This window comes from Shewanella sp. Scap07, from assembly GCF_013394145.1.
GTDB classification, from domain to species: Bacteria; Pseudomonadota; Gammaproteobacteria; order Enterobacterales; family Shewanellaceae; genus Shewanella; species Shewanella waksmanii.
On record NZ_CP041329.1, the window covers coordinates 3,568,959 to 3,592,740 of the forward strand.

A 23,782-nucleotide genomic window follows, 5' to 3' on the forward strand; every position below is an offset into this window, starting at 1 on the left:
TTTAGGTTTGTAGGTGTACTTGCCAACAGCCGCATGGGCCGTTTTCGGCTGCGCTGATTATATACCGAACAGAGATAAATGTAAGAAATTAGTTATAAGAGAGTGTGACTTAGTTAACTAATGCCAATCCAACAGCGAAATACGCTGTTTAGCCCTACTTGATAGCTGGCAGGTAATACCAATCAGAAAAATAACCAGGTCTATCTGTAAATTTTAGGCAAAAAAAAGCCTGCTCAATGAGCAGGCGAAGACATTTTCAAGTGTTCCGAAAGGAAAATGTTACCGCGCTAGCGGATGTCACTGGTAAATCGACGCCAAGGTGGATCAATTTACAACTTGAGTCTACACACCCCAAATGGGGAAAAGGTTGATGGATGATGCAACCACTTAAAATCAAGTGAACTTAAATAGGGGGATAAGTTCAAACGACTCAGGGGTGATTAGCCCTTACTTAAAGCTCATAGCAAACAACCCGCCACGCAGCGCGTTAGTGTCAAACCAAGCATTCTGCCAATATACGTGTTGTGTTCCAGTGTAAGACATAGTCAATACTCCTAACAAAGTTGTTAAATAAATACTCTAGTCAAACTGCGTATTGGTCACTGGGTCAATAGTCACTAATACCGTAGAGTCAACTTGTCGCTCGATTCCTTGGAGAGTTATCAATCCTAGATAGACTTAGAGGTGGAAGGCACCTTGCCTAACCAACGAGAGAGATTATAGCTAAATGTAGTTTTATTACAACAATTATTTTCAAAAAACCTTAAAAAAGCCATTTTGCGTAATTTTGCAACAAAAATTTATCGATATCGAACATATAACAAACAAGCACAGAAACAACAAAGGCCTAAATAACAGTACATTACAGCATAGTTAGTTAGGCCTTACTGTTTTTGGTGTAAAATTACAAAATGTAATTAAACAAGCCGACTAAGGGCGCTGCGGTCGGTTTACCGTATAAAGGATCACCTTCTGTCGCGCTACCGGCAATATCGATATGAGTATAGGCAATGGGCTGTGCACTGTGTAAGGCATGCTGATCTAACCCAGATGCTTTTAGCAAAAACGCCGCGGGATATTGATGACCACGGGCCGTGACCGAAGACGGACCATTATTAGATGAAATACAGTCGGCAGCATCTGATGGATCGACAATTTTACTAAAATCTTCTTTGCGTAAGCGTGACACTTCTGCTGGTTCACCCCAATGCTCACCAATAGATTGCATTTTATCTGCAACACCTTGTTGGCGAGCCACACTATTTTCAACCAGCGCAGTATACCCACCGTAAGCTCTCACAACATGACCTGTTAACGTAGCCACTGAGAACATTTGCGGTGCAACGGCCGTTTGGGCTTTCGCACGCAAATGCGACAATAAATCAGCTAATACTAAGCGCCCTTCTGCATCTGTATTACCAATACGCACTGATACACCCGCGTGACTAGTGATGATTTCATCGGTTACAAAAGCTTCACTGCCGATGCTATTTCTAACCAAGCCTAACTCGGCAACCACTCGCACACCTTTAGGTTTGAGTATCGACAAGGTCCTCATCAAGCCAGCAACAGCCGCTGCGCCACCTTTGTCGCGGCTCATGCCCGCCATCCCGCCCGCAATCTTGATATCAGCACCACCGGTATCGTAAACCACACCTTTGCCGGCAAACAGGTACGTGGCGTTAATCTCACCTTCAGGGCAGTATTCAACTTTCACAACCCGCGGTTGATGACGTGCAACAGCAAATGAGCTGCGACCTACTGCGCTTAGCAGCGGGTAATCACGCTCAAGTACATCTCTATCTTCTACTACCGATACCTTCAAGCCAGAATCTTGATAAGCATCGAGGCAATACTGTGCGAAGGCCGGTGCAGACATACGCTCAGGCTCTGTACCGCACAGATCTCTTGCTAAAATTCGCCCCGCCTCAATTGCGTTCAACGCTTGGCACTGATCGTCTGATGCCAATAACCCAATCGCCTCAAAGTCACTAACATCACCACTGGCTTCACGGCGCTCAAGCGCAACCCATGACTCTTGACCTACGGCTAACGCGGCAACTTGCATGGCATGCTGATACTGCTGCTCACTATTACTAGCCACTAATAATAGCGGTTTCTTCGCTCCCGCTTGTTTGGCTAAATTGATCCCCGCACGAGCAGCATCACTGTATACACGCACGTCAGCGTAATCGTCACCACTATTAAGCACTGGAGAGATAATGAGTCGACCACCGGCTAGACCCGGTGCAAGTAACATTGTGGCACTGCGACCAACACGGTGATCAATATTGGCACCATGGCCTGCAAGCAAAGTAATTTCGTCAATCCCCAATGTCGACACATCAGTGGCGACCACCACCACAGCATCCCAACCCTCACCTTCAAAAATTGCTTGAGGGTCGTTAACACTGACATAGTTTATCTGAGCCATATCTATTCCTTCTGCTTGTGTCTTTTATCATATTTGCTGTGCATTATTGACTGTATTGCGGTTAAAGCCAACCGCTTTTGCAGGTGGTGATACCAAGCCTGGAAACTTAGTATGACAGTGAACATTTTTCATAGACCAGCCAAGGCCTACAGCGAGCAAAGACTGTGATAGACTAGGCCAAATTTGACCTCGTTATCGTTTTCTATAGGGGAGTTATCTGTGACCACACTTAGTCAATTACAACCACAACCACTTTGGCAATGGTTCGAACAGATCTGTGCAATACCACATCCATCAAAGCATGAACAAGCATTAAGTGCCTACATTCAAAACTGGGCAAAAGAAAAACAACTTGAAGTTGTCGAAGATAAAGTCGGCAACCTTATCATCAAGAAACCTGCCACTGCCGGCATGGAAAACCGCAAAACGGTCGCGCTGCAAGCCCACATCGATATGGTGCCGCAAAAGAATGCCGATAAAGTCCACGACTTTGAGAAAGACCCCATTGAAGCCTATGTCGATGGCGATTGGGTAAAAGCCAAAGGTACCACTTTAGGTTCTGATAATGGCATCGGTATGGCATCGGCTTTAGCGGTGTTGGGCAGCGATAGCATTGTTCATGGCCCACTTGAAGTGTTACTGACCATTGATGAAGAAGCGGGCATGACAGGGGCTTTCGGCCTTGAATCTGGATACTTAGATGCAGATATCTTGATCAATACTGATTCAGAGCAAGAGGGTGAGATCTACATGGGCTGCGCTGGCGGCGTGGATGCCCAAATTAGCCTACCACTAGTATGGCAAGCACCAGAGCCAAGCAACCAAACCTTTACTTTAGCTTTATCTGGCCTAAAAGGCGGTCACTCTGGCGTTAACATTCACCTCGGCCGCGGTAATGCCAACAAGCTATTGGCTCGTTTCTTGTTTGATTACGCTGACGAGCTAGCGATTGAACTCACCGCATTTAGCGGCGGTTCACTGCGTAACGCAATTCCACGCGAAGCTAACGTCAGCTTTATGATCCCAAGTGACAATGTAGAGCGCCTGCACGCACTGATTGAATCGTACACTCAGCTAATTCGTGAAGAGCTAGCCATCGCCGATCCAGACATGCAGATGACATTAACCGCAGCGGATGCTGCCACCCAAGTGATGAGTGAAGCCACTCAAGACAGTTTACTTAACCTACTCAATGCAGCGCCAAACGGTGTTATCCGCATGAGTGATGAAGTAGAAGGTGTAACGGAAACATCACTTAATGTGGGTGTCATTAGCACTGAGACTGAGTCTGTTGAAATACTTTGCCTGATCCGCTCCTTGATTGACTCAGGCCGTGAGCAAGTAGAGGGAACCCTAACGGCACTTAGCCGCTTAGCGGGCGCAGAAGTAGAGTTCAGTGGCGCCTACCCAGGTTGGAAGCCAGACAACAGCTCACCAGTCATGGCCATAGTCAAAGATACCTATGAAGCAATCTACAACAAAGAGCCTGTGATCATGGTGATCCACGCAGGTTTAGAGTGTGGCCTATTTAAGAAACCTTATCCAGAGATGGACATGGTTTCAATTGGTCCCACTATTCGCTACCCACATAGTCCAGATGAAAAAGTATTAATTGAAACGGTCGATCAATACTGGAAGCTGCTACTTGCTGTGCTAGAGCGCATTCCAGCGAAGAGCTAGTTCATTAGTGTGTCGAACGCTATCAATAAAAAACGCCGATATTAACTATCGGCGTTTTTTTATGGGCAGAGATGCACACTAACCCCATTATTTCGGGGCCACTCCCATTAACCACTTCGATGTAAAACCCGCGCTAGCGAACAGGAAAACCACACCAGTTAACCAAGGTAAACCCCCTTCCCAGCCAGTCCACTCAATTTGAGCAAATCCGAATACAAAAATGTAGGCAACAATGGCCCAGACTAATACTACGCTGACCATACTGCCTATTGGTGATGACATGACTTCCTTTTCCTCATTTTAAGTACTTAACCAAACATTTATTGCCATCGTTTGATGTTATATGACCAGCAGCTTTGAAAGGCAAATGGATCGGCTTGTACCAACATATCTCCCGTACGCACGTGACTGTGAATAAGCGTTACGCTCATAGAAACTCAACGCCTTTAAGTTAACTCTACGTGTAGAAAGCACAGCTTTTCGGTAGCCCTTCTCTACGGCATAGTTCTCGAGCTGTTTTAATAAATAAGCGCCAGCGCCAGCGCCAGGTCTACGAGAGTACATTCGTTTCAATTCACAAACTTCATTTTCGTGATATCGAAACACGCCACAAGCTACCGGATTATCATTGAAATAAACCACAATACATCCATCTTTCGATGAATCGTAAGCATCAGATGCAAAAGAGCTCTCACCGGAATCACGAGTAATTTGGCGAAGAGATAAATTTAGCTCATCGACGAGTGCGATAAAATCGGCGTGGCTAGGCGCTACTTTTTTAGTCTCAAATGTCATCATTGTAATGTCTTGCATAGTTAAGGAACGGAAGCTAGCAGGCTAGGTTGTCAAAAATTAAAAAATAACCATTTGCTATTTTTGATACAGCACAACTTTGGAATTAACTACACAAATTTACACATCCCCAACCCTAAGGGTGATCCCGTTCGCCCTACATAACCGTAACGGGAATAAAAGTCTTCCTGACCTTTAGCTGAAAGCAACCCAATCGTTGCCCCCGTTGACGCGACTGTAGATAAGTAAGACTCTAAGCGCTTCATTAGTAAGTTACCAATTCCTTTATTTTGATATTCCGGCTCAACGGCAAGATCTTGTATATAAAAAAACATAGCACCGTCACCTACGATACGAGCCATACCGATAAGGGTATCATCATTACGCGCAACAACATGATAAAAGGAGTTATCTAAAGCCGACTTGGCTAGCTGCAGAGGCGTGTCCCCCCAACCGACTTTTGCACGTAAAGTTATAAATTCTTCTAGTGTGGGTGGGTGATTATCTATCGTTACTTTCAATGTATTAAATACTCCTTAAACGCGACTACACCAACTATTGCGATACACTATAAACTTATAATTTCTTCAACTTACAACGCAGCACTAGCTAAATTGCTTTACCCTTAGATGCTATTTTCAAGTAAGTAATAAGCACCACCAATGCAGCCCAAGCCATAGCAAACCACCAATAGTAAGAAGCCTGACTATCCGCGAAGTAATAATAAGAAACCAAAATAACGCTTACAATTGTCGAAATTGAATATGCCAGCCATAGAATCAGGCCAATGTCTGCGCCACTCTTAGAAAGTTCAAATTCACGCTGTTGAAATATGGCAAAGATAAAAACGAAAGGACTCACACACCAAACTGCGATATGTACAACTGAAAGAAAAACTAACATCCCAAGTGTCATATATATTCTCTGTATCACCCTAACACGTCGAATTTCTCGTAATATCCATCACAAGAAATTACCTAAAGCATTAATTAAAACTTTACTAAATTTGATGGTGTTAGCAATTTAACAAAGCCGAATTCCGGCTTCAATCACCCTTTAGTCTGGATAAATGCAGGAATTTATTACTGACGCTTTATAGACGCAAAGAAAATATGTCAAAGCGACGACTATTGAAGTTAAAAAGCCAGTTTGGCATCCCTGTACCTCGTTCATAGGCGCAATCGATGCTTCGGCTAGTGATGTACACTATTGTCAACAAAACCTACTCTAGCAGAGTTTTTCTTAAACCTATGCGACTGTGCCCCTTTGGAAAATCTTCAAAGCGGGTAAACTCGATAAACCCTAGACGTTGATAAAAACCGGGTGCTTGCCAGCTCTGAGTCCATAACCATAAACCTGATAGCTGCAGCTCTGCGGCATAGGACTCGGCGCCCTGCATCAGCTGTTTACCTAGCCCTGTGCCACGACAACTATCATCTACCCATAGCTCATCAATATAGAGCCAATCCCACAATAACTGCCCGGTCAGTGCCCCAATCAACTTGCCCTGCTCGTCTACAACTGTCCAGTTGAGCCACTCACATTCGTACTCAGGGGCTTGCAACCCTTGGCTATGTCGTTCAAAACCAGCTGACAGCTGCAGTTTTTTTTGCGAATCCAACTTGCCCACTGCAAATTCAATTTTTGTCACCTTGCTCACCTTAGCACTTATTCAACGATATTCTGGCTCCGCCACCATACAGTCAACCTTTTCCGACAATAGTGACGCAAAGGACAGGTTATCACTTCGATAGCAGCGGCAATTGAATATGGCCTCGACCAATAAGCGGTATGTTGATCAAGGTCCATGCTCGCAGCATGCTTTAGCCTATCTCACTGTAGCAGTTTGCGCTGCGTAAAATAGGCTAAAACCGAACTACAGCCAATCAATATTGGCGCTAATCCGGGCTACTTATAAGTGCTGAGGATTAGTCCCAGTCAACTGACAATACGACATCCTCAAAGTCACGATAACCATTAACCATAATGTACCAACTACCAGCTTGCGCAGAAAGACTATCACATACCTCATTGTTGCCGCCTTTCCAGGGACGACAGTCATAGTCATTCACCGTTGGTTGTTGATTGTACTTGACGTATAAATCCGCATCACCACTGCCACCGGATAGGCTAACGCGCAAATTACTGGCACCATTTGGTAACTCAAAATAGTAATCTAAACTGCTATTGCTTTGTCCCGAAATTAGGCGCGCTTGCCCTTTGATTAGTTCATTACTGCCACTTTCTGGCGGCGTGTCGTTTTGCTTGGTTAGTGTGACATCGTCAATCGTCTCGTAATTGCGGTCGATGAAACGCACTCGCATTGAGTCACCTTCTACGTCAATACGCATTGCACCGTTGTCTTGGTTATATCGAAACTCACTACCTACAACACAGCAGTTCTCGAAATTATACGGAGAACGGCCACCCAAACCATTTACAAAGTAGTACACCCCTTCATGCTGTATACGCTCGTAACTATGATCGTGGCCAGATAACACAACATCCACGCCCCACTTGGCATAGTCCAATTGAGTCTCACGATTGCTGCCGTGGCGACCACTTGAAAAGGGCGAGTGATGCAGATAGACCACTTTCCATAAAGCTGTAGAACTACGGACATTGTCTTCCAGCCAGTCAAACTGAGCATTGCTCATATCATCACTATTGATTGTGAAAAACTCTACATCACCTTGGGTAAACTTGTAGTAGTCAGTGACACAGGGGAAGGTTTCATCATATCCATTTCGTCCTTTCCAATCATGGTTACCATATGTGGGATAGAATCGATTTTGTGAACAAGTTGCACTAATGAAAGTATCGTAATAGGGCACGACTGAAAGCGCATAGTTATTTTCATAATCATTATCACCAACGGTGAGTACCGCATCAGGATTCCAACTGTAAACTAATTCACTGACATCGTTCAGTGGTGCACCAACGTCACCAAAATCACCGATAACCGCAATTGTTGTTGCCGCAACAGGCATTGATGCTAGTAATGTTGTAGTGCAGCTTACTGCACAAACCACTAAGTTCGCGAGTTTATTACCTTGAACCATTTTGACCTCATATTTTTCTTAAAAAATTCACCAATAAATAGGTGTTAGTTAATTTATTAATAAACTAACTCCCAAAAGCAAAATTTATTCATCATTTTGCTTCGAGGCAATTTAGGCGAAAAATATCATCAAAATATTAAGGTTGAATCTTTATTTGTCATTTAAAATCACTTACCCAGAATTCGTTCAAATAATTAGCAATCACTCATGCTATATCCTTGCTGACTTAAATTTATTATTGCCCCAGCTTTAAATCAGCAGAACTGATAATAAAAAGTTTTATAACAAAAGATTAGCCACCAAACAGTCTGACTAGTCACTGCAAAAAAACCAATAAATCCTGAAAGATAGCATCCTGACTAGCTATAGATTGAGACAATTCCCTTTATGGGAATGGATACTAAAACAGTGAGTTAAAACAGAGGTAATAAACTAAAAACATCATCAGCTGATGCGATACAGTTAAGGAAAGCCAGCGGATTAAACGCTATAAAAAATCAATAATTACGATGTTAGCAATATTAAGATAGCGATACACAGTGCCACTAATGTGGCGCGATGAAAAATACTCCCCTCACCTATCAAGTAATAAATTTCAATAAAATGGCAGCTGCTGACCATGAAATATTGATGATTAATACACTAATGAGCTCTGCCATAACAAAAGCTAAAAACATTAACCAAACTGTATACTTAACACCTTTTTCTGCGTTCAGGCAAGGCCAAATATCGCCACTTAATTCAATATTTATTCACTCAGAACTCGGTCAACTTTTAAGCTCGAGATCCTCACCAATCATGATTTTGGTTATTTTATATTCATTTTTATTTTGGCTAAAAAGGCCTCACACATTTGACAGGATACAGTATACAAAATACATTTGAATCACCTTAAATGTTAAATGTTTGTGAAGTTTTAATGCGGTACTCTTCGAAATAAATGCGTTAAAGGTGAATAACTATTAAAACTATTTTACTCGGAGGACAAGATGAGAATACCCTCATCAAAGCTATATAAAGGGCTGTTAGGTTCTTTAATGCTTTTTACCCACGCCGCTTACGGTAATGAATTACCAGATATGTGTGCGACTCAAGGTGCGTCGACATCGGTCAATGACGGTGTACCAATTTGTGTGACAAACAATGGTACCGCCTACCTAAGCCTCGGTGGTGCCGACGCCTACAACAGTGTTGCAATCAGTACAGGTCACGGTAGTGGTGATTTAAGTTTGTATGTTGGTCAAGGAAATTGGCCAAGCACAGGCTTAAACAGTAACGCAGCTAAATCACTCAATGCGGGTACCAATGCTGAATGTGTGGTGATCAATAATCCCAATCAATATTGGCTGATGGTTGCTATTAGCGGTAACCGTAATGGCGCTTCACTGGCGGTTGATTTTGGCGCAACAGCTTGCAGAAACTCAGGTGACAATACTGGCGGTGGTAATTCTGGTCCAGTCACCGCACCCAATAACCTAAGTGGTACTGCAGGTCCTAACACAATTAACCTAACTTGGAGCGATAACTCAACCAACGAAGATAATTTTGTTATTCAGCGCTCTACCGGAGGCTCGCCATGGGCCACGATTGCATCGCCAACAGCAAACACTAGCAGCTACACTGATTCTGGACTTTCAGCAAACACCACTTACCATTACACCATGTATGCCGAAAATAGCAGTAATCAATCGGGCTGGAGTAACACCACCACAGTGGTGACTACTGACTCAGGCACCACACCACCCGATCCAGATCCAAGCCCTAATCCAGACACATTAGCCGATATCTGTGCCACAGAAGCCGAAACAACAGTCACCTCGTTGACTGATGGGGTGCCAGTGTGTGTTCCCGCAGCATCGCAAGGCTATGGTTTTAGCGTATCAACCTTTAACCAAAATGTAAGCAGCATCGCATTTAGCTCAGACCACGGTTTAGGTAACCTAACCTTAGCAGCGAGAGCCAATGGTTGGCCGACATCGGGTGACGACAGTCTTCGTTCTTCACGGGTTGGCAATACTGAATGTGTTGTTCTAACGCAGCCCAATGACGGCTGGAACAACGTGCGTCTAGAAGGGCTATTTAAAGGCGTAAGCTTGGTAGCGGACTTTAATACTACCAGCTGTCGAGTGACCCCAGGTGCGCAAGATCCTGGCAACGACGGTTACGATCACAACGGCGTACACGTATTGGTCTATCCGTTTAGATTTCCCGATCAAGATCTAGCATTTACCACTGCACAAATTAATGCGGAAATGCAGATAACCAAAGACTACTTCACCGAGCAGTCTTACGGTAAATTCAACTTTACCTGGGAAATCAAACCTAAAATCACCATGCCAAATAATCACGGTTACTACAATAATGACAAGTCATTGTGGGGACCGGCATACCGGGCTGAACTAAAAAATGCTGGTGTCGATCCTAACTTCCCAGGTGATGGCACTATCGTGATGGTAACCGCGCCGCCAATTGGTACTGAAGCAACCTACTTCATTAACTCGCAAGCAGGTCCACCATTAATGGAGATCTACACCTACAAAGCCGGCACCATTGCTCATGAAACGGGTCACGCTCTGGGCCTACATCATTCAATGTCTATTGAAGGCGGTAACAGTATTTTGAACGGCAATGCTAACGACACTGTGGTTAACTATGGCAACGTATTCGGACTCATGGGAATGGGGGCACATTCACTTGAAGAAATGAACCTCATGTATAAAGGTTATTTCAACAATTGGATCTCCGAGTCAGATGTACCCACCGTGACATCATCAGGAGTATACCGAATTTATGCCTTTAACCACGGAACGGCAGCGGGCCACAATGCGCCAGGCAATATCGGGTTAAAAATCAAATCCGGTGATGGTGATAAAACCTATTGGGTTGAGTATCGTACCATGCAAAAAAGTGAGGCGGATACCGCACCAGATCTGCAGCTGCGCACCCCATTATTGCAAAATGGTATCTCCATTAACTTGCAAAATTACCTCGATGACAATGCTGCCCCTTGGTATAACCATAATTCATTGTTGTTAGACTCAACACCGAACTCTCGCAGTTCCTCTTGGGCACTGGAAGACTTCAATGATGCGCCATTACAAATCAACCAAACCTTTACTGATCCGTGGAATGGGTTCTCAATTTACCCAGTCGATAAAGGCGGAACATTAGGCACGGCTGACGCGTGGATAGAGGTGCAAGTCACCCTTTATTAAACCATCGTCGTGAAATAACGCATAACATGGGCGATAGTAATATGAACCGTGATATGCATTGATGGCTTAAGGTAATTAATCACAATAGCTGATAATTGCCTTATGCACAGTGGTAAACGCTACGCCAACCCGCGTAGCGTTTTTATATATTTAAAAGTACTTATTACTGTTGAGTACTTAAGCATTGTCACTGTCATACCCACAGCAGTAGCCAAAAGCTTAAAAGCCTAAGTCTAACTGGGCACTAGATTTAGTCGCTGCATCTTGCGCGACCATTTCGCTAGCTAAGCCTACCGATACGCCTAGCAGACGAATGCCTCTGCCTTCGCGTCTATCCATCGCCTGCTCCAATAACTCATAAAACAAGTTAACTGACACTTCATCGCTACGATGTTCAATTGTGGTTTGCTTAAAATCATCAAATTTAAGTTTCACGACTTGCTTATGGATCGGCCGGGTTTTAGCACTACGGCTTACCCGTGCGCCCAACTCTTGAATTAACTGCGGCATCACCGCTTTGCACTGATCTAACGTATGGATGTCTTTTGCCAGCGTGGTTTCAACGCCAACGGACTTACGCTCACGATGGGTAGATAACGCTCTTGGGTCGACCCCTTGCGCGCGCTCAATAAGTACATGCCCAAACTTGCCGAAACGTTGAATCAACTGTGCATGGTCAAAAGCTTGTACATCGGCACAAGTGGTTAATCCCATCTGCTCAAGCTTTTTCGCAGTCACTTTACCCACGCCTGGGATCTTAAGCAGGGGCAAGGTTTTAACAAATTCAGGGATCATCTCTGGCGTTATCACATATTGACCATTGGGCTTATTCAGATCTGAAGCAATCTTGGCTAAAAACTTAACCGGGGCAATACCCGCTGATGCCGTTAACCCGGTAAGCTCAAAAATCTCCTGCCGAATTGCTGCGGCGATTAACGTGGCCGAGCCTTTATGTTGTTTGCTGTCACTCACATCTAAGTAGGCTTCATCCAGTGATAAAGGCTCTATCAGGTCGGTATAGCGTTCAAATACCTGGCGTATTTGCGCCGATGCCTCTTTGTACACATCCATGCGACCAGGCACTAAAATCAAATCTGGGCATAATCGCAATGCGTAAGCCGATGCCATTGCAGAGCGCACGCCAAACTGGCGCGCTTCATAATTACAGGTGCTAATCACCCCACGTCGATCGCTGCGTCCGCCCACAGCAATAGGCTTGCCGCGCAACTCAGGAAAGTCACGCATCTCAACTGCGGCATAAAAGCAGTCCATATCGACATGAATAATTTTTTTCACACAGCACCTCCAACGCCAATATACTGTATATTTAAACAGTGCTCAACTTAGACGGCAACGTTATGGTGATTATTTAACCAATTTAAACGACTGCGTGATAAATGGGATATCAAAAACAAAAAAGCAGCCCGAATGAAGGCTGCTTTTTCTAGGCAGAGTGAATCAAATTACACTTTGAACTGCTGTATGTTTTCAGACAGCGCTTCGGTGACTTGTTGGAACTCGCGTAAATTTTGACTCAGTGCTTCACTCGATGACAATGATTCATCAGAAAGACCACGCACATTCTCGACATTACAAGCGACCTCTTCAGCCACAACAGCTTGTTGACCCACCGCAGAGGTGATCTCAATGGTTTGTTGCTGAATTGCAGTAATCGCACTAGAGATGCTACTGAGTGCTCCTTCGACTTGTGCCGTCAAATCTTGGCCTACATTGGCCTGTTCAACACCAGATTCCATCACCTGCTCCGCCTCTAGGGCATTTTGCTGCAGCGTTTGAATAATCTCTTGAATATTGGCTGTCGAGTCTTGTGTCCGCGACGCTAGGGTACGAACCTCGTCGGCAACAACAGCAAAACCGCGGCCCTGCTCACCGGCGCGAGCTGCCTCAATAGCAGCATTTAGTGCAAGCAGATTGGTTTGCTCAGCAATGCCGCGAATCACACTTAGCACCTCGCCGATTTGTTCTGAGCTGGTCCGCAGGTGGCGCACAACTCCGGCAGCTTCAATCACTTGCTGCGACAATGACGCCATACCTTGACTGGCTTTAGCCACAATCGCGGTACCGGCAGAAGATTCAGATTCTGCTTGTTCAGCAAACTCAGCCGCACGCTGCGCACTATTGGCCATCTCTTGTGAAGTGTGTGCCATCTCAGTCGCGGCAGTGGCCACAGATGCTATATCTTGCTTTTGTTTAGCCACGCTCACTAGCGCTTGCTCGCACACTGACACCGCATTATCAACGCCGGTATCCACTTTTGCGGTTAGGCTTTGCGTCTGTTTCAACATGGTTTGCACTTTAACTGCAAACTGATTGAAGGCATCGCCCAGTTGCCCAAGCTCATCTTCACGTTGCATATGGATCCGCTTGCTAAGATCACTGTCGCCTTCAGCAATATCTTTCATTGCATCAAGTAACTTGTTAATTTGCGACCTAAATGGAATCAACATGACCCATACTGTCACACCCACCAACAACATAATGCCCACAGCTAATATGGTCGCACTCCAAGCCGCTTCATCTACTGGGGCTTCAATGACGTCCATAGGCAACATAAAACCTAAATACCAACGCTGCTGTGGGTAATCAGCACCAACGCTAACGTAACTAACCCGTTGCGGTTCACCTTGATAAGTCACTGTGCCAAACCCAGCGCTGCCGCTGCCATGACGTGCCATTTGCTGAGCTAAAGCACCAAAGCCTTGAGTATCACGGAACTGGGTATCGACTTTACTCGCATCTGTACCCGGTGGAAACGATTCTGTAAATCCAGGGAAATAAACCAGCTTGCCACCCTCGGTGATAAGGAAAGCTTGGCCCTCTCCTTGATACTTAAGCGATGCCAGCAGCTCGCTACCAATCGTATCAATAAGAATGTCCATCCCCCCAATACCAATAAACTGGCCTTGTGAGTTACGGATCACCGATTTTACTGTAGCGGAAATTGAGCCATCATTGGCATCAACAGCGGGATCGGTCACATACATGCCATTCTTGTCGATACCCTCCTGCCACCACGGACGTTTATTGGTGTAGTAGTTGGCGTCGTTGTAACGGCCGTTGAGATCAAAATATTCAAAGGTATTGGCTGAGCCAAAGAATACGGATTTGATGTCGCTATCCGTATCGGAGAAATGACGGAAATACTTAACGACATTTTGATACTGGGGATCATTGTCAATATCACTCAGCCTGCGATCATACTGGGTAAACCAGTCAACCACTTCTGGTGATGAAAACACCGCATCAACCAATTTGGCTTTAGTGACAAAATAGCTGCCAACTTCATGGGATTTGAGATTAACGAGACTGGCAAGATCTGTGTCAATTTGGGCACGAGTACGATCGCTTTCAGCGTTAACTAAATACGCTGAAACCATCACCAGCAACACTGCTAATGCACCAACAATTGCGACCACTAGTTGTAAACTTAATGAGCGTTTAATCAGTCCCATTAGGCATCCTTATTATCATTATTCTTTTACAATCAGCCTATTAATCTACCAGATTTCAAATTAGATTTAATCGCGAAATGTGATCAGCAGCACAAATAAGTATGATGCGTTACCCATGTAGGGGTGAACAGATAATTAGATAAGCAAAGGGATGGATTGACGATATAAAACGTCAACAAATAAAGATAAAACAGTGTGTACCACAGGGAGAAGTAATCAAAAAATGCGCTTTGTCAGCTCTAGTGAACAAAGCGCATACTTAATAGCATTTTGCCTACATTTTAGTCTGCAGATAATTTTGCAAACCGATTTTATCAATCAAACCTAGCTGCTTCTCTAACCAGTACATATGGTCTGATTCAGTCTCGTCCAGCAATACCTCTAAGATCTCGCGCGTCTGATAATCTTGTTTCTGTTCGCACAGCGCAATTGCTTTACGCAGGTTATCAGCCACCATGTATTCATACTCTAAGTCGTTTTTGAGCATCTCTTCGGGTGTTTTACCAATCTTTAAAGGTTCACGACTCGCCACATCTGGTGTACCGCCCAAGAACAGAATTCTTTGCACTAGTTTGGCCGCATGCTCTTTTTCATCATCAGATTCATGTGAAATACGCACATGGAGTTGTTCAAGTCCCCAATCTTCGTACATTAGGCCATGAACAAAGTACTGGTCCATTGCTGAAAGCTCACCCGTTAACAGGCCATTGAGTGTATCAATAACGTCTTGATTGCCTTTCATGTCGTGCTCCTAGTCCTTGTCCATTTGCGATTGTAAGTAATTTTGAATACCGGTCATGCCAATCAACTCTTGCTGTGCATCAACCCAGTCTAAGTGCTCTTCTTCATCATCAAGCAGCTTTTCCAATAGCTCACGGCTAACGTAATCTTGGGCTTGTTCACAGATAGCAATGGCATCTTTTAACACTGGGATTTGTTGCTCAAGTAGGATTTTATCGCAGCTAAGCATCTCTTCACTGTGCTCACCAATACGGAGCTTCTCTAGCTGCTGCAGATTAGGCAACCCCTCAAGAAATAAGATCCGCTCAATCAGTTTGTCAGCATGCTTCATATCTTGGATAGACTTTTTATAGGCGCGCTCATTTAGCTCACCTAAGCCCCAGTTTTTAAACATTCTTGCGTGTAAGAAGTACTGATTGATTGCCGTTAACTCTATGGTTAGTACTTTATTGAGTTGAGCAATAACTGTTGGCTCACCTTTCATGAAGCTCTCCCTGAATAAAATTGATCTAAATCAAAAAGCAGGGTATTACACTTTTTGCTAAAAAACAAATTTTCCTTTTATTACAACCACTTAATAATGATAAGCGTTAGTATTTGCAATTAGATTGACCTTTTACCGTGCACAAAAATAGGCACAAAAAAAGCACCCTAAGGTGCTTTTTATCGTGCTTATTGCTTACAAGATGCGGTCTTTAGTGAGCTTTTCAGTTCGCGCTTCTTCTTCAGCCATGCGGGCTTTACGCTTGTCGCATGGGTCATCACAATCACAAGCTTTATCGATGCCTAATGCGCCTAAACCGCCACAACTTCCTGCCACAGCTTTTCGCTTAACAATATAGCCAATCGACATCAATACAAAGAACAGCAGTAACACGACAAATGCTGCAATAAAAGTGCTCATGTTAACTCTCCAATCTAACTCAGTGTTGCTCACTCAGTTAAAATAATTTTCGGCGTTATTCTGTCTTTATCCGTAAAATCACTAACGCGGGTATGGTCTATTATACACCGTTCAACAAACGATATCATGCATCTGTTAGAGGTTCACAAATGGCTTAAACGCACTGCTATAGTGAACTTCAAACCCATCAGATTGTTTTTCAATTAGCATTATCGCTAACTGCTCTTGCTCAGCTAATGCCAATGATTTTTCAACCCCTAACACCATCATCGCTGTGGCATAGCCGTCAGCCACCATAGATTGTGGGTGCAGAACCGTCACCGATGCTAAATGATGATCAATCGGATAACCGTCGCGTGGATCAATCAAATGCGAAAAACGGCGCCCTTGCTCTTCATAATAGTTGCGGTAATCACCCGACGTAGCCATGGCCAAATTTCCAGGTTCTATCACTAATTGTACCTGACGCTCGTCAACATCTGGTTGCTCGATAGCAACACGCCACGGCGTATCATCGGCTTTCAGACCATATAAACTCAGCTCACCGCCAATCTCAACTAAGTAACCTTTAGGTTGATACTTATCTAAAATTTCGGCAACTTTATCAACACCAAAGCCTTTGGCAATTGATGATAAGTCGACATACAAGTCTGGTATGGTCTTACGTAACTTAAGTCCATCAAGATGTAGATGCTCTATACCTGTTTTAGCTTTAGCTGCATCAATCACAGCTTGAGAAGGGACCGATGTCGGTCGTTTATCCGGGCCAAACCCCCACAAGTTCACTAGTGGGCCGAGGGTAATATCCAGAGCGCCATCGGTCTTGTGGTATAGGTCGATGCCTTCACTGATAACCAAGGCAGTATCAGCCGATACTCTGACCGTTTCATTGCGGCGTAACTGATTGAATTTAGAAAGTTCAGAGTTTTGTCGATAGGTCGACATTTGGTTGTTGACCAACTCTAAAGCGACATCAATTTCCGCTTGCAGTAACTGCTGATTAGGTTCTTTATCACCGGGCACCAACTTGATGTGGTAGGTGGTCCCCATGGTTTCACCACTAAGGGAAATAAGTTGTGGTTGTTGACCACATGCTGAAATAAAAAAGGCTAGCCCCACTAGGACTAACCCATTTGTTAAGGCCTTAATCATATGACCAATATCCTTTATCACGCTAAACTACAGATGGCAGCCTTAATGTTAAGACTGCCATTCAATTGCGTAGATACTATCTAAGCCGTAGCAGATTATCCACCGAAATCATCAAGTAGGATGTTTTCGTCTTCAACGCCTAAATCTTTAAGCATACCGATAACCGCTGCGTTCATCATTGGAGGACCACACATGTAGAATTCACAATCTTCCGGTGCTTCATGATCGCGTAGGTAGTTTTCATAAAGTACGTTGTGAATAAAGCCAGTGTAACCATCCCAGTTATCTTCTGGTTGTGGGTCTGATAACGCTACGTGCCACTGGAAGTTATCATTGTCCGCCGCTAGGCCATCAAAGTCTTCCACATAGAACATTTCGCGGCTTGAACGTGCACCGTACCAGAAGCTCATCTTACGCTTAGAGTTAAGACGCTTAAGCTGGTCGAAGATATGTGAACGCATTGGCGCCATACCTGCACCACCACCAACAAATACCATTTCTGCATCGGTTTCTTTAGCGAAGAACTCACCAAATGGACCAGAAATAGTCACTTTATCACCCGCTTTAAGGCTCCAAATGAATGAAGACATCTTACCGCAAGGTAGTGAAAGATTGCGTGGAGGCGGCGTCGCAATACGTACGTTCAACATGATGATACCTTCCTCTTCAGGATAGTTCGCCATGGAGTATGCACGGATTGTTTCTTCGTCAACTTTAGACTCTAGCTTGAAGAAGCCAAAGTGTTCCCAGTCGCCACGGTACTCTTCAGGTACGTCGAAGTCAGCGTACTTAACATGGTGCGCTGGTGCTTCAATCTGAATATAACCACCGGCACGGAACGGCACTGATTCACCATCAGGGATACCAAGCTTAAGCTCTTTAATAAAGGTGGCTTTGTTATCGTTAGAGATAACTTCACATTCCCACTTCTTAATACCAAAGATCTCTTCTTCAAGCTCGATTTCCATGTCTGATTTTACGTTTACCTGACAAGATAAACGGCAACCGCCACGGGCATCACCCTTTGAGATATGGTCTAGCTCTGTTGGTAGAATGTCACCACCACCAGATTTAACGATAACCTTACACTGACCACAAGAGCCACCGCCACCACATGCACTTGATACGAAGATACCGTTATCAGCCAGTGCACCTAGCAGCTTACCGCCAGCGCCAGTCTTAATCGCTTTATCAGCATCTTCGTTGATGCTAATTGTAATATCACCACTTGGTACTAACTTTGATTTGGCAAAAAGAATAACCAAAACCAAAACCAATACAATCGCGGTAAACATAGTCACACCGAGATATACATCGATTGGTGTAGATTCAAGAATACCCATTAACTTATCCTTTAAGGTTCAAATTAAGATGTCGTCAATGTGCCTCTTACAGAGACACACCTGAGAACGACATGAAACCTAGAGCCATCAAACCAGCGGTAATAAAGGTAATACCTAAACCACGCAGTCCGTCAGGTACATCGGCGTACTTCATCTTTTCACGGATACCGGCAAGTAATACCACTGCCAGTGCCCAACCAATACCAGAACCGATACCGAACACTAAGCTTTCGCCTAGGTTGTAATCACGTTCAACCATGAACGAAACTGCACCAAAAATTGCACAGTTAACGGTGATCAGTGGTAGGAAAATCCCCAGCGCGTTATATAGCGGTGGAAAGTACTTATCCAATGTCATTTCAAGGATTTGAACCAGTGCAGCAATTACACCAATAAAGGTGATGAACTTAAGGAAGCTCAAATCTGCATCAGGTACACCAGCCCAAGCCAATGCGCCCGGAGCAAGAAGACCTTGATAAATGATTTGGTTAACGGGTACTGAAATTGCCAATACCACAATAACCGCAACACCTAGACCCATGGCTGTAGTTACTTTCTTAGATACCGCTAAGAAGGTACACATACCAAGGAAGAAAGACAGGGCCATGTTTTCAATGAAAACAGAACGAATTAATAGACTAATATAATGTTCCATTGTGCTTACCCTTTTGCTTCTACTTGATCAGGCTTCATCGTACGAATGATCCAAATCAGCACACCGATAAGGAAGAACGCACTTGGAGGAAGCAATAACAGACCATTTGGCTGATACCAACCGCCATCAGAAATCTTGCTCAAGATTTCAATACCAAATAGCGAGCCATTACCAAAGAGTTCACGAACGAAACCAACGGCAACCAAAATAGCGCCATAGCCTAAACCGTTACCGATACCATCCATCATACTCATCAATGGTGGTGTCTTCATCGCGTAAGCTTCAGCGCGTCCCATCACGATACAGTTGGTAATAATCAAACCAACAAATACTGACAGCTGCTTAGCAATATCATAAGCATAAGCTTGAAGCACTTGGTCAACCACGATTACCAAAGATGCAATAATCGTCATCTGTACGATAATACGAACACTACTTGGAATGTGGTTACGAATTAACGAGATAAATAAGTTTGAAAACGCACAAACTGCGGTCAGTGCAATAGTCATTACCACAGCAGTTTCCATTTTACTGGTCACCGCCAATGCGCTACATACACCCAGAATTTGCAAGGCAATTGGGTTATTGCTAATAATCGGTCCTGCTAGAACCTCTTTTAACTCTTTAGCGTTAGCCATTATCCTAGCCCTCCGTTGCGAGCTTTCTCGATAAAGGGAGCGAAGCCCTCTTCACCTAACCAGAACTCCAGCGAGTTTTGAACACCGTTACCTGTTAGCGTGGCACCAGATAGTGCATCAACACCGTGCTCTGAAGCCGCAACCACTGGGTTTTTAGTGACACTAATAGCCAGTTCACCCGCTGCGTTGTATAGCTTCTTACCTTGCCACTTCGCGATCCAGATTGGGTTTTGAACTTCACCACCAAGACCAGGGGTTTCACCCGCGCCAGTGAAGTCGTAATAAACCAAGCTACGAATGGTGTTAAGGTCAGCTTCTACTGCAAGGAAAGCAAACATGGTAGACCATAGGCCGTAACCTTTAACCGGTATAATAACCGTCGCAAGTTCACCGCTATCGTCTTTGACTAAGTAGATAACGCCTTGGTTAGCAACACGCTTAACTGAAGCAATATCGTTTTGTGGTTTGAAAGACGTGGCCGGAGTACGGGCAGCTTTTTCAACATCAAAGGTATTTGCATCTACACCTTCAACCCAATCACCACTTTTTAAATCAACTACTTTAGCTTCAACATACTTGTCGTAAGCGGTAATGATTTCATCTTTAGTCACCTTGCCAGCTTTAGTATCAATAAGACCTGCAGCTTCAAGAATGTACTTTTGCTTATCAAGCAATTTATTTTCTTGTTGAGTTGGCTTTAGCAGTACTGCCGCTGTTGATACGGCAACAGAACAAACAAAACATAATCCAACAACAATGAATAGCGTTCTTGCGAACGACTCTTTATTACTAGCCACGTGCAATCCTCCGCTTGATATTCGCTTGAACCACAAAATGGTCGAACAGTGGCGCAAATAAGTTGGCAAATAGGATGGCCAACATCATGCCTTCAGGGAATGCTGGGTTGATGACACGAATAAATATCGCCATCGCACCAATCAAGATACCGTAAGCCCACTTAGCTTTATTTGTAAACGAAGCTGAAACTGGGTCAGTTGCCATGAACATCATACCGAATGCAAAACCACCCAGTACAAAGTGCCAGTACCAAGGCATAGCAAACATTGGGTTGCTGTCGCTACCGATAAGGTTTAGCAACATTGATACAGCAATCATACCGACCATCACACCACCAACAATGCGCCATGACGCGATGCGGGTATAGATGATAACTAGACCACCAAGCAAGATTGCAGCAGTTGATACTTCACCGACTGAGCCTGGAATGAAACCAAAGAATGCATCCCACCAGTCTTGAGTGAATCCGTACTCAAGCGTACCTTGTGCCGCTAGGCTCAGCGCCGTAGCTCCTGAGTAGCCATCAGCAACAACCCAAGTAGTGTCGCCAGACATGCTTAGAGGATACGCGAAGAAAAGGAAAGCACGACCGGCTAGCGCAGGGTTAAGGAAGTTACGCCCTGTTCCGCCAAATATCTCTTTCGCTACAACCACACCGAAGGTGATACCCAGTGCAACCATCCAAAGTGGGATTGTTGCGGGTAGGGTCAACGCAAACAGTACTGAGGTTACGAAGAAACCTTCGTTAACTTCATGGCCGCGAACTGAGGCAAACAGCACTTCCCATATGCCACCAACCGCAAAGGTCACTGCATATATGGGTAAGAACCAACAAGCACCGTACCACATTAAGGCAGGCACACCTGATGATGCAGTAAGCTCAGTACCAAATAGACCAAAGAGGGCTACTTGCCATGTATCTGGCGTGGCGAAACCTGCAAGCAATTGAACTTGTGCTTGCAAACCTACGTTATACATACCCACGAACATTGCAGGGAAAGTACACGCCCACACGGTGATCATCATGCGCTTAAGATCAAGGTTATCACGAACGTGAGTACGACCTTTGTTTACATGACCCGGTGTATAAAATACTGTGTATGCAGCTTCAAAAAGCGCATACCACTTTTCGTATTTACCGCCTTTTTCAAACTGCGGTTCAATACCTTTGAAAAACTCTTTCAAGCCCATTAGCCTTCCCTCACAATCGTATCTAAGCAGTCACGCAGATATGACGCATAGTCATATTTGCCTGGACATACGAATGTACATAGTGCCAAATCTTCTTCATCCAACTCTAATGCACCTAAGGTCACTGCCCCGTCAGTATCTCCCGATACTAGATCGCGCAATAACATGGTTGGCAAAATATCAAGCGGCATCACGCGCTCATAGTTACCAATCGGTACCATGGCACGGTCAGAACCACCTGTGCTAGTTGTCATGTTGAACAAGCGTGATGGCGATAGATGAGCAAGGAATGCACGTGTAATTGAGTACTTTTGCGCACCAGGCATAGCCCAGCCGATGAACTCTTGCTCGCGACCTTCTTCAAGTAATGAAACCTGATTATGGAAGCGGCCTACAAATGCGTGGGCACCCGCAGCGGTTTTACCATTTAAGATAGAACCTGAAATCGCACGAATTTCACCGTCAGCTGCTTCATTGGCAACAAGTTCAGTGGTAGACGCACCAACGTGGGTACGAACTAGGCGTGGTTTCAATGCTTTAGGACCGGCAAGTGCAACAACGCGCTGCGTTGTCAATTCACCAGTAGTAAATAGATGACCGATTGCAATCACATCTTGATAGCCCACATGCCAAACTGTGCGTTTTGCAGAAGCAGACATAAGGAAGTGGATATGCGTACCAACAAGACCTGCTGGGTGCGGGCCGGCAAATTCTTCAACTTGCGCATTGGCTGTCGGCATATCAGCACCAGGCGCTTTACAAAGGTAAACACTACCCTCGGTAAGACGCGAAAGTACTTTTAATCCGTTCTCAAACTCAGCTTTATGCTCGTTAATAATAACGGCAGGATCAGCTGCAAGTGGATTAGTATCAATTGCGGTAACAAAGATGCCGGCATTGTTTGAGTCAATAGCAGGCGCTTTACTGAATGGACGCGTTCTTAGCGTTGTCCATAACCCCGATTCGATAAGGTTATCTCGAACAAGCTGCTGATCAAGCGACTCTAAAGCACTAGCTTCGTATTTAGCAAAAGAGATGCTGTCATCTCCTGCTACTTCGATAACTACTGACTGAAGAACACGCTGAGCGCCTCGGTTAATTTCTGATATTGTGCCACTGGCTAAAGCAGTATATTTAACGCCAGGGTTCTTTTTGTCTTCAAAAATCACCTGACCTTTTTGCACTTTATCGCCCACTTTGATTTTCATCGTAGGACGTAAGCCAATATACTCTTCACCCAAAGTAGCTACATGTTTAATGGCTGGGCCATCATGGATAACTTGCTCTGGTCCGCCCGTTATAGGCAAGTCCAACCCTTTCTTTATTGTAATCATATCCACAAGCACTACGTTATGAAGGAAAGATAATGCGTCGCGTTCCTGCTTTATTTACGACAGGTTTTAAACAAACTCTATCGCATTGAGCTAGCGCAGATTTATTACAGAAATGCGATCGCAATCACGCTGGTCGGGCGCATTTTACCGTAAATGTCACCTTATCGCTACGAAAAATACGTGTGTTTTAAAAGGTTATTGAGGATTTTAACAATGAGAAACGGATCACAATGTCGATAATTGTTTGATTCAGGCACACCTAAAGCTTTACCGTGCCCTTCCCTATCAGGGTTAGCAGCAATTTCAAATATCAACGGCAGATTTGTTAACAATTATTTTGAGCTACAAATCGACACACCTAACCGTTCAA

21 protein-coding genes are annotated in these 23,782 nt (G+C 44.4%); 2 read left to right on the forward strand and 19 right to left on the reverse strand.

Annotated elements, in window-relative coordinates; genetic code table 11:
* Positions 1 to 904: 904 nt before the first annotated feature.
* Positions 905 to 2,434 (reverse strand): leucyl aminopeptidase family protein, encoded by a 1,530-nt coding sequence (locus FLM48_RS15600; protein WP_179025263.1) that lies wholly within the window; start codon positions 2,432 to 2,434, stop codon positions 905 to 907.
* A gap of 219 nt (positions 2,435 to 2,653) precedes the next feature.
* Here FLM48_RS15600 and FLM48_RS15605 point away from each other — a divergent pair, with 219 nt between their 5' ends.
* The gene (locus FLM48_RS15605) at positions 2,654 to 4,114 is read left to right on the forward strand and encodes an aminoacyl-histidine dipeptidase (protein WP_179025264.1); all 1,461 of its coding nucleotides are present in this window, start codon (positions 2,654 to 2,656) and stop codon (positions 4,112 to 4,114) included.
* An 87-nt stretch (positions 4,115 to 4,201) separates the two neighbouring features.
* On the opposite strand, the gene FLM48_RS15610 is transcribed toward FLM48_RS15605, so the two are convergent.
* The 6 genes from FLM48_RS15610 to FLM48_RS15635 form a co-directional block, all read right to left on the reverse strand.
* Positions 4,202 to 4,396: a hypothetical protein gene (locus tag FLM48_RS15610; protein WP_179025265.1), complete on the reverse strand. Its 195-nt coding sequence runs from the start codon at positions 4,394 to 4,396 to the stop codon at positions 4,202 to 4,204.
* A gap of 57 nt (positions 4,397 to 4,453) precedes the next feature.
* Complete coding sequence (locus tag FLM48_RS15615) at positions 4,454 to 4,912, reverse strand: GNAT family N-acetyltransferase (RefSeq protein ID WP_218645306.1); 459 nt, start codon at positions 4,910 to 4,912, stop codon at positions 4,454 to 4,456.
* A 104-nt stretch (positions 4,913 to 5,016) separates the two neighbouring features.
* A complete protein-coding gene (locus FLM48_RS15620; RefSeq protein ID WP_179025266.1) occupies positions 5,017 to 5,427 on the reverse strand; it encodes a GNAT family N-acetyltransferase in 411 nt (136 codons plus the stop codon).
* A gap of 88 nt (positions 5,428 to 5,515) precedes the next feature.
* Positions 5,516 to 5,821: a hypothetical protein gene (locus FLM48_RS15625; protein WP_179025267.1), complete on the reverse strand. Its 306-nt coding sequence runs from the start codon at positions 5,819 to 5,821 to the stop codon at positions 5,516 to 5,518.
* Between the two features lie 307 nt (positions 5,822 to 6,128).
* Complete coding sequence (locus tag FLM48_RS15630) at positions 6,129 to 6,557, reverse strand: GNAT family N-acetyltransferase (protein ID WP_179025268.1); 429 nt, start codon at positions 6,555 to 6,557, stop codon at positions 6,129 to 6,131.
* A 277-nt stretch (positions 6,558 to 6,834) separates the two neighbouring features.
* Positions 6,835 to 7,968 (reverse strand): pre-peptidase C-terminal domain-containing protein, encoded by a 1,134-nt coding sequence (locus tag FLM48_RS15635; protein ID WP_179025269.1) that lies wholly within the window; start codon positions 7,966 to 7,968, stop codon positions 6,835 to 6,837.
* Between the two features lie 989 nt (positions 7,969 to 8,957).
* On the opposite strand from FLM48_RS15635, the gene FLM48_RS15640 reads away from it, so the two are divergent.
* A complete protein-coding gene (locus FLM48_RS15640) occupies positions 8,958 to 11,183 on the forward strand; it encodes a fibronectin type III domain-containing protein (RefSeq protein WP_179025270.1) in 2,226 nt (741 codons plus the stop codon).
* 219 nt (positions 11,184 to 11,402) lie between these two features.
* On the opposite strand, the gene dinB is transcribed toward FLM48_RS15640, so the two are convergent.
* From dinB to FLM48_RS15700, 12 genes are all read right to left on the reverse strand, one after another.
* Entirely contained in the window at positions 11,403 to 12,479 is a 1,077-nt protein-coding gene (dinB, locus tag FLM48_RS15645) for a DNA polymerase IV (protein WP_179025271.1), read from the reverse strand.
* A gap of 167 nt (positions 12,480 to 12,646) precedes the next feature.
* On the reverse strand, positions 12,647 to 14,656 hold the full coding sequence (locus FLM48_RS15650) for a methyl-accepting chemotaxis protein (RefSeq protein WP_179025272.1): 2,010 nt from the start codon (positions 14,654 to 14,656) through the stop codon (positions 12,647 to 12,649).
* A gap of 274 nt (positions 14,657 to 14,930) precedes the next feature.
* Positions 14,931 to 15,398 carry a bacterioferritin gene (gene bfr / locus FLM48_RS15655; protein WP_179025273.1) on the reverse strand — a complete coding sequence of 156 codons (468 nt, stop codon included), beginning with the start codon at positions 15,396 to 15,398 and terminating at the stop codon, positions 14,931 to 14,933.
* 9 nt (positions 15,399 to 15,407) lie between these two features.
* The gene (gene bfr, locus FLM48_RS15660; protein ID WP_028774480.1) at positions 15,408 to 15,881 is read right to left on the reverse strand and encodes a bacterioferritin; all 474 of its coding nucleotides are present in this window, start codon (positions 15,879 to 15,881) and stop codon (positions 15,408 to 15,410) included.
* Between the two features lie 195 nt (positions 15,882 to 16,076).
* Entirely contained in the window at positions 16,077 to 16,301 is a 225-nt protein-coding gene (gene nqrM / locus FLM48_RS15665) for a (Na+)-NQR maturation NqrM (RefSeq protein ID WP_028774479.1), read from the reverse strand.
* Between the two features lie 135 nt (positions 16,302 to 16,436).
* Positions 16,437 to 17,453: an FAD:protein FMN transferase gene (locus FLM48_RS15670; protein WP_179025274.1), complete on the reverse strand. Its 1,017-nt coding sequence runs from the start codon at positions 17,451 to 17,453 to the stop codon at positions 16,437 to 16,439.
* Positions 17,454 to 17,548: 95 nt separating this feature from the next.
* Positions 17,549 to 18,796, reverse strand: a complete 1,248-nt coding sequence (gene nqrF / locus FLM48_RS15675; protein ID WP_028774477.1) for an NADH:ubiquinone reductase (Na(+)-transporting) subunit F — start codon at positions 18,794 to 18,796, stop codon at positions 17,549 to 17,551.
* A 46-nt stretch (positions 18,797 to 18,842) separates the two neighbouring features.
* Positions 18,843 to 19,451 (reverse strand): NADH:ubiquinone reductase (Na(+)-transporting) subunit E, encoded by a 609-nt coding sequence (nqrE, locus tag FLM48_RS15680; protein ID WP_028774476.1) that lies wholly within the window; start codon positions 19,449 to 19,451, stop codon positions 18,843 to 18,845.
* Positions 19,452 to 19,456: 5 nt separating this feature from the next.
* The gene (locus FLM48_RS15685; RefSeq protein WP_028774475.1) at positions 19,457 to 20,089 is read right to left on the reverse strand and encodes an NADH:ubiquinone reductase (Na(+)-transporting) subunit D; all 633 of its coding nucleotides are present in this window, start codon (positions 20,087 to 20,089) and stop codon (positions 19,457 to 19,459) included.
* Positions 20,089 to 20,886: a Na(+)-translocating NADH-quinone reductase subunit C gene (locus FLM48_RS15690; RefSeq protein ID WP_028774474.1), complete on the reverse strand. Its 798-nt coding sequence runs from the start codon at positions 20,884 to 20,886 to the stop codon at positions 20,089 to 20,091. Before FLM48_RS15690 ends, FLM48_RS15685 begins: the two co-directional genes overlap by 1 nt.
* Positions 20,879 to 22,078 (reverse strand): NADH:ubiquinone reductase (Na(+)-transporting) subunit B, encoded by a 1,200-nt coding sequence (locus FLM48_RS15695; RefSeq protein WP_028774473.1) that lies wholly within the window; start codon positions 22,076 to 22,078, stop codon positions 20,879 to 20,881. Before FLM48_RS15695 ends, FLM48_RS15690 begins: the two co-directional genes overlap by 8 nt.
* Complete coding sequence (locus FLM48_RS15700; protein ID WP_179026398.1) at positions 22,078 to 23,412, reverse strand: Na(+)-translocating NADH-quinone reductase subunit A; 1,335 nt, start codon at positions 23,410 to 23,412, stop codon at positions 22,078 to 22,080. Before FLM48_RS15700 ends, FLM48_RS15695 begins: the two co-directional genes overlap by 1 nt.
* Positions 23,413 to 23,782 lie beyond the last annotated feature (370 nt).

Excerpts from the sequence above, each read along its gene's own strand:
- bfr (WP_028774480.1), bottom strand. The coding sequence starts at position 15,881 with ATGAAAGGTGAGCCAACAGTTATTGCTCAACTCAATAAAGTACTAACC.
- nqrF (WP_028774477.1), bottom strand. The coding sequence starts at position 18,796 with ATGGGTATTCTTGAATCTACACCAATCGATGTATATCTCGGTGTGACT.
- FLM48_RS15670 (WP_179025274.1), bottom strand. The coding sequence starts at position 17,453 with ATGATTAAGGCCTTAACAAATGGGTTAGTCCTAGTGGGGCTAGCCTTT.
- FLM48_RS15640 (WP_179025270.1), top strand. The coding sequence starts at position 8,958 with ATGAGAATACCCTCATCAAAGCTATATAAAGGGCTGTTAGGTTCTTTA.
- bfr (WP_179025273.1), bottom strand. The coding sequence starts at position 15,398 with ATGAAAGGCAATCAAGACGTTATTGATACACTCAATGGCCTGTTAACG.
- FLM48_RS15635 (WP_179025269.1), bottom strand. The coding sequence starts at position 7,968 with ATGGTTCAAGGTAATAAACTCGCGAACTTAGTGGTTTGTGCAGTAAGC.
- FLM48_RS15700 (WP_179026398.1), bottom strand. The coding sequence starts at position 23,412 with ATGATTACAATAAAGAAAGGGTTGGACTTGCCTATAACGGGCGGACCA.
- FLM48_RS15625 (WP_179025267.1), bottom strand. The coding sequence starts at position 5,821 with ATGACACTTGGGATGTTAGTTTTTCTTTCAGTTGTACATATCGCAGTT.
- nqrM (WP_028774479.1), bottom strand. The coding sequence starts at position 16,301 with ATGAGCACTTTTATTGCAGCATTTGTCGTGTTACTGCTGTTCTTTGTA.
- FLM48_RS15600 (WP_179025263.1), bottom strand. The coding sequence starts at position 2,434 with ATGGCTCAGATAAACTATGTCAGTGTTAACGACCCTCAAGCAATTTTT.
- FLM48_RS15615 (WP_218645306.1), bottom strand. The coding sequence starts at position 4,912 with ATGATGACATTTGAGACTAAAAAAGTAGCGCCTAGCCACGCCGATTTT.
- nqrE (WP_028774476.1), bottom strand. The coding sequence starts at position 19,451 with ATGGAACATTATATTAGTCTATTAATTCGTTCTGTTTTCATTGAAAAC.
- FLM48_RS15695 (WP_028774473.1), bottom strand. The coding sequence starts at position 22,078 with ATGGGCTTGAAAGAGTTTTTCAAAGGTATTGAACCGCAGTTTGAAAAA.
- FLM48_RS15610 (WP_179025265.1), bottom strand. The coding sequence starts at position 4,396 with ATGTCATCACCAATAGGCAGTATGGTCAGCGTAGTATTAGTCTGGGCC.
- FLM48_RS15685 (WP_028774475.1), bottom strand. The coding sequence starts at position 20,089 with ATGGCTAACGCTAAAGAGTTAAAAGAGGTTCTAGCAGGACCGATTATT.
- FLM48_RS15650 (WP_179025272.1), bottom strand. The coding sequence starts at position 14,656 with ATGGGACTGATTAAACGCTCATTAAGTTTACAACTAGTGGTCGCAATT.